Origin of the sequence: Lachnoclostridium sp. (assembly GCF_031997925.1) — a bacterium.
In the GTDB taxonomy this organism is placed as follows: Bacteria; Bacillota; Clostridia; order Lachnospirales; family Lachnospiraceae; genus Lachnoclostridium.
The window spans coordinates 1-7170 of sequence record NZ_DAMADT010000059.1 but is presented as its reverse complement, the minus strand read 5'-3'; the positions used below and the strand labels follow the sequence as shown (position 1 = coordinate 7170).

4 protein-coding genes are annotated in these 7170 nt (G+C 33.3%); 3 read left to right on the top strand and 1 reads right to left on the bottom strand.

Annotation, left to right across the window (positions count from 1 at the left end; translation table 11 throughout):
• Positions 1 to 1076: 1076 nt before the first annotated feature.
• From RTP52_RS20100 to hcp (RTP52_RS20090), 3 genes are all read left to right on the top strand, one after another.
• Complete coding sequence (locus RTP52_RS20100) at positions 1077 to 2267, top strand: coenzyme F420-0:L-glutamate ligase (protein WP_312373159.1); 1191 nt, start codon at positions 1077 to 1079, stop codon at positions 2265 to 2267.
• Between the two features lie 307 nt (positions 2268 to 2574).
• Positions 2575 to 4440 (top strand): hydroxylamine reductase, encoded by a 1866-nt coding sequence (hcp, locus tag RTP52_RS20095; RefSeq protein ID WP_312373158.1) that lies wholly within the window; start codon positions 2575 to 2577, stop codon positions 4438 to 4440.
• Positions 4441 to 4801: 361 nt separating this feature from the next.
• The gene (gene hcp / locus RTP52_RS20090) at positions 4802 to 6478 is read left to right on the top strand and encodes a hydroxylamine reductase (RefSeq protein ID WP_312373157.1); all 1677 of its coding nucleotides are present in this window, start codon (positions 4802 to 4804) and stop codon (positions 6476 to 6478) included.
• Between the two features lie 71 nt (positions 6479 to 6549).
• Here the strand turns inward: hcp (RTP52_RS20090) and RTP52_RS20085 are convergent, their stop codons facing one another.
• Positions 6550 to 6870, bottom strand: a complete 321-nt coding sequence (locus RTP52_RS20085; RefSeq protein ID WP_312106854.1) for a phage holin — start codon at positions 6868 to 6870, stop codon at positions 6550 to 6552.
• Positions 6871 to 7170 lie beyond the last annotated feature (300 nt).

Here is a 7170-nt window from a genome sequence, read left to right as displayed (position 1 = left end):
TTAGTATATCATGTAGCTTTTTGTTTGTCAAGAACTTTTTTCAAAGTTTTTTGAAATATTTACTCTTTTCAAACAATTTCGCTGTTTTCATATAATAACATATGCATTCTAATATGTCAAGCTTTAATTTAAAGCTTTTCAGTTATTATGAATTGTCTGATAATAAGTTCTTATCTTTTCAGACAGCTAAGATAGAATATCATCTTCTTCGACAAAAGTCAACTATTTTTTTAAATAATTTTATAAATAATATAATGAAGTTCCGCATTACTTATATTATCTTACAAAGATGTTGTATTATTTCAGTAAAATACGATATATTAATATCAAATTCATTGAACAACACTACTGGACTTAGGGGGTCCCTCAAGGATATTATAACCAAACTTGTCTTCTCCTATTATATAACGATATTATATCAAACCTGTTTTCTCCTATTTATATAACGATATTAATATCAATCTCGTTTTCTCCTATTATTAAGCGATATTAATATCTAACCCGGTTTTCCTATTATATAACGATATTAATATCTAACGTGTTTTCTCTTGTTATAAAATGATATCAATATCAAACTCGTTTGCTCCTATTATTAAGCGATATTAATATCTCACTCATTTTCTCTTATTATATAACAATATTAATATCAAACTCATTTTCTACTATTATATAACGATATTAATATCTCACTTGTTACTACTAGTATATAACGATATTAATATCAAGCTCATTTTCTACTATTATATAACGATATTAATATCAAGCTCGTTTTCTCTATAATAATATGAAAAGAATTGCTTCGCTTCCAGAAAACAAAAAGTTTAAAAGTTATATAGATAAACAATTAAATATCAGATATTTAGTTGATTCATATAATCACACCTTATACCATGTAGTAGAAACTCCTATTTTACTATATACTCATTTCATTATATAATAAGGTTAATAAGTCCGTATGCTTCTCGATTGACATTAACAACAAGAAAAGCAAGCATCGTGAACTTTGCCTTATAGAATTAGAAAAATCAAAACGACTTTGTTTAAAAAAGATTATACACTGAGAGGAAGGTATACTTATGGAAAGAAAAGTTGGAACAGTATCAAGAGGTGTTCGTTGCCCTATTATCCGTGAAGGAGACAATTTATCTACTATCGTAGTTAATAGTGTATTAGATGCTGCAGAATCTGAGGGATTTTCCTTAAGAGAAAAAGATGTCATTGCATTAACAGAATCTATCGTTGCACGAGCACAAGGAAATTATGCAAGTGTATCTGCTATTGCTACTGATGTAAAAAACAAACTTGGTGGAGAAACAATTGGTGTAATCTTCCCAATCCTTTCAAGAAATCGTTTTGCGATATGTCTTAAAGGTATTGCTATGGGTGCTAAAAAAGTAGTTCTTATGTTAAGCTATCCAAGCGATGAAGTGGGAAATGAGTTAGTGTCATTAGACCAATTAGATGAAGCTGGAATTAACCCATTTAGCGATGTTCTTACTTTAGAACGTTATCGTGAATTATTTGGAGAGAACAAGCATCCATTTACCGGAGTTGATTATGTTGACTACTACTCCTCTATTATTAAAGATGCTGGTGCTGATGTTGAAATCGTCTTCTCCAATCAACCAAAAACTATCTTAGAGTATACAAAAAATGTACTTACTTGTGATATCCATACTAGACTAAGAACCAAGAGAATTTTAAAAGCCGCTGGTGCTGAAAATGTTATTGGCTTAGATGATATCTTAAATACTTCAATCGATGGCAATGGCTATAATGAAAAATTCGGATTATTAGGTTCTAACAAATCTACAGAAGACCAAATTAAGCTATTTCCAAGAGAATGTTTTGATCTTGTAAAGGACATTCAAAAACAAATCAAAGAGAAAACCAATCAACATGTAGAAGTTATGGTATATGGTGATGGTGCATTCAAAGATCCAGTGGGTAAAATCTGGGAGCTTGCTGATCCATGTGTTTCTCCTGCTTACACGGAAGGATTAGAGGGTACCCCTAATGAAGTTAAATTAAAATATCTCGCAGATAATGATTTTAAGGACTTATCTGGTGATGCTTTAAAAGAAGCTATTTCCGAACGTATTAAACATAAAGAAGATAATTTAGTAGGTAATATGGCAAGTCAGGGAACTACCCCTCGCCGTTTAACTGACCTCATCGGATCTCTTTGTGACTTAACCTCTGGTTCTGGTGACAAAGGAACACCTGTAGTATTAATCCAGGGATATTTCGATAACTTTACAAACTAAAAACTAGCCATATAAAATGTCAAGGACCAATAAGTTATTTTTACCTAACTTACTGGTCTTTTCTATTATCTATAGTTTCATTCCTCTGTCATAAATCCTAATTATTTCTTATATAATCTTTTATATTCTATATATTATTTCAAAATAGCTCTATGAGATGAAAGTTATATCACTGCGCGAAAGCAAGTATTTTTACTCATAATATAATATTATTATACTTCGTTGTAAAAACAACAGATTTTTCATGTCTCATACAATACAATAGTGACATAGCAACAAGCAATAAATAAAAAAGGAGAGATAAAATATGAGTCAAATGTTTTGTTATCAATGTCAAGAAACTGCAGGAAATAAAGGTTGTACCCTTAATGGTGTCTGCGGTAAAACTGCTGCCTTAGCAAATATACAAGATTTACTTATCTATGTAACAAAAGGATTATCTGAGGTAACAACAAAACTTCGTTTAGAAGGCGGTAACATCTCATCAGAAGTTAATCACTACATTACATTAAATCTTTTTACAACTATAACAAACGCCAATTTTGATGATGAAGTTTTCTTTCAAAGAGTGAAAGAAACCTTAGCCATGAAAGAAAATTTAATCAATCAGTTAAATAATAAAGAAAACTTATCCGAAGCTGCTCTTTGGACTTTACCAGTAGATAGCACAAAGGATGAAATCGAATCCATGATTGCAAAGTCCAATTCCGATGAAGTCGGAGTATTAGCAACCAAGGAAGAAGACGTTCGTTCTTTACGTGAGTTAATCACTTATGGACTAAAAGGTCTTTCCGCTTATGTAAAGCATGCAAATGCTTTAAGTTATGATGAGGAAGCTATCGCTATCTTTATGCAGGAAGCTTTAGCTAAATTACTTGATGATACTTTAACAGTTGATGAATTAATTGCATTAACAATGGAAACAGGTAAATTTGGCGTAGATGGTATGGCATTACTTGATAAAGCGAATACCACAACTTATGGAAATCCAGAAATCACAAAAGTAAATATCGGTGTTGGAACAAATCCTGGTATCCTTGTATCTGGCCATGATTTATCTGACTTAGAGCAATTATTGATTCAGACAGAAGGAACAGGTATTGATGTTTATACTCACTCCGAAATGCTTCCTGCTCACTATTATCCAAACCTTAAGAAATTTAAGCATTTAAAAGGTAACTACGGAAATGCTTGGTGGAAACAAAATGAAGAGTTTGAAAAATTCAATGGTCCAATTTTAATGACTTCAAACTGTATTGTACCTCCAAGAGCTTCTTATAAACATAGATTATATACAACTGGTGCTGCTGGCTATGTAGGATGTCAACATATTGATGGGGAATCCGGTAGCAAGAAAGATTTCTCAGTAATTATTAAGCATGCATTACAGTGTGAAGCTCCAGTGGAAATTGAAACTGGTGAAATCATTGGTGGATTCGCTCATGCTCAGGTTCTTGCACTTGCAGACGCAGTAGTAGGTGCTGTTAAATCAGGCGCTATTAAGAAGTTTGTTGTAATGGCAGGCTGTGATGGACGTGCAAAATCAAGAAATTACTATACTGATTTTGCTAAAGCACTTCCAAACGACACTGTAATCTTAACTGCAGGTTGTGCAAAATATAAATATAACAAGTTAGACTTAGGTGATATCGGAGGAATTCCTCGTGTATTAGATGCTGGTCAATGTAATGACTCCTACTCCTTAGCTCTTATCGCATTAAAATTAAAAGAAGTCTTCGAATTAAATGATATTAATGAATTACCAATCATCTATAACATTGCATGGTATGAGCAAAAAGCAGTTATCGTTTTACTCTCCCTTCTTTACTTAGGAGTAAAAAACATTCATTTAGGACCAACACTACCTGCTTTCCTTTCCCCAAATGTTGCAAATGTTTTAGTCAATAACTTTGGAATCGCTGGAATTCAGACAGTAGAAGAAGACATGGATTTATTCTTTGGAAAAGATACTTCTGAAAGCACCTCCGATGAAATTACAAAGGATACTGTAATTGGCGATATTCTTAAAATCAATCCTGAAAGTGCTTCTACACTTATGGAAGCTGGTATGCACTGCCTTGGCTGCCCTGCATCACAGATGGAGACATTAGAAGAAGCTTGCGGTGTTCATGGAATTGATGTTGAAGAACTCCTTAATAAGTTAAATTCCTAATATAAACGCATTGATATAGCTCCTTAATCCCCTAAAGACACAAATAATTTACACCTCTCTAAACGTAAATATAAATAGCTTTCTAATAATAAGCAGGTACAACGTGTATCTTCCCTGATTGCCTAGTTGCATACCGGAAGTTCGCGTTATACCTGCTATTATTATATGTACTTCTAATTTCATAGCTTTATTTGTCAAAATTGATTTATGGAGTTTCTATAATCCTATCTTATCAGATACAGAAAGCGCCAACTTTCCTATCATATGTTTTAAAACAAGTTACCTTTCACTTCCATAAATGAATAAAAAACCTTGAACAATAGAAACTATTAGGATAAATACAGAAAAGAGAGGTTTATTTATGGGAAATAGTATGGATCTAGGATATGAAATGTTTTGTTATCAGTGTGAGCAAACCGCAGGTGGAAAAGGCTGTACCAAACAAGGGGTATGTGGTAAAACGGCAGAAATCGCAAATCTTCAGGATTTACTAGTATTTCAGGTAAAAGGTATCAGCTGCTATGCAAAAGAAATGATCGAACAAGGTGAACATATCGATAAATCAATTGTTATTCTAATTGAAAACATATTATTCACAACATTAACGAATGTTAATTTTGACGCTTCTGTCCATGTTGAATTATTAAAAGAATCTCAAAAGGTAAAAGAATCCCTTCGAAATCTCGTTGGTGAAATTCATAATAATACCGCTCATGCCACCTATAACTTACCTGAAACCAAAACCGAAATGTTAAAGGACGCTCCACTAGCGGGTATCATGTATGATAATACTCTAGATCCAGATATTCGCTCCTTAAGACAAACTATTCTCTATGGTCTGAAAGGAATCAGTGCATATGGTCATCAAGCAAGAGCGCTGGGCTACTATAGTGATCAATTGGATGATTTTTATATTCTTGCTCTCGAAGCTACTACAGACGATAAGCTAAGTGTTGAAGAGTTGATTCGATGGACAATGAGAACCGGAGAAATGGCAATCGAGGTAATGAAAAAACTTGATGAAGCTAATACTGACACCTATAAAAATCCGACTCCGCATAAGGTTAATGTCAAAATTAAAAAAGGTCCATTTATCATAGTTTCCGGCCATGACTTAAAGGATCTTGAAATTCTGTTAATACAAACAAAAGGTATGGGAATCAATATTTATACCCATGGGGAAATGATTCCTTCTCACGGCTATCCAAATCTAAAAAAATATCCTCATCTCGTTGGCAATTTTGGAGGCGCGTGGCAAGATCAACAGAAACAATTTGATAATATTCCCGGATGCATCTTAATGACTACCAATTGTCTTATGAAACCTAGAGAATCCTATAAAGACAGAATTTATAGCACAAATGTTGTTGGATGGGATGGAGTTAAGCATATTAAGAAAGACGAAAATGGAGAAAAAGACTTTAGCGAAATAATTCAGCAAGCGTTAGAATTAGGTGGATTCCCAGAAGATGAAGAACCACATGAAATTTTAGTTGGTTTTGGACATCATGCAACCCTAAGTTATGCTGAAAAAATAGTAGAAGCGGTAAAAAGCGGGCAACTTAGACATTTCTTTCTTATCGGTGGATGTGATGGAGCTAGGCCAGGCCGCAACTATTATACTGAATTTGCCCAGTTGGTCCCAGAGGATTGCATTATTTTGACATTAGCCTGTGGTAAATACCGCTTTAATAAACTCGACTTTGGTGAAGTTGCTGGTCTGCCAAGGTTATTAGATGTTGGTCAATGCAATGATGTCTATTCAGCGATACGGATTGCTACAGCTTTAGCAGATGCTTTCCAGACAAGTGTAAACGGTTTACCTCTTTCCTTAATCGTCTCATGGTATGAGCAGAAAGCCGTTGCAGATTTATTAGCATTACTTTCATTGGGAATCAAAAGTATTTACCTTGGACCGTCCTTGCCAGCATTTCTTAGTCCTAATGTTTTACAGTATCTTGTTGATACCTTTGATATAAAAGCAATTAGTACTGCAGAAGATGATATAAAAACATGCTTGAAACAAAGTATAGCATAAGAGCACAAGTAAATGTAGTACGTGACATTTCAGCAGGAGCTTGAACTCCTGCTGAAACTAGCGTAAACAAGTCATTTTAATCCACCCTTAGTGTTCAATGCCTTAACAGTAGATTCAATCAAAAGGTTTAATTGTTCCTCCGTCATTGATATTCCTTTTTCTTTTAATAATTTATTCATGTATTCCGTAACGAAAGCTTTCTTTTCCATGCCCTTTGATTCCCCACGGATGATTTGTTCAGCTGCTGATACAGCTGTCTGAATCCAAGCAAGAATCTGAGAAGCTTTTTCTGTATCTAATTTTACTTTGAGCCATGGAATTACATACCTTGATACTAAACCTAAAAAAATTACAACAACAATTTGTATAATAGAAAATAATATTTCATTCATACTATCCCTCCATCTCTATGTCAGTCCTATTACATCTTATTCTTAATTCGACATTATGTGATAGAAGTTTTGTTGATTTTAGGGAGGAATCTTTGATAAATAAGTCCAATAATATAATTCTCATTAATCACAAAAAAAAGTAATATAGTTCTCGATTGAACACAAAAAAAGACCATTATACAACGGTCTTTATTTATCTATTAACATATAGAATACCAGATATCTCTATACTCTCAAAACTTCACATTGATATACTCTTGATTTTTAAACAAACCTTTTAGGTTAAGCCCTCGACCTATT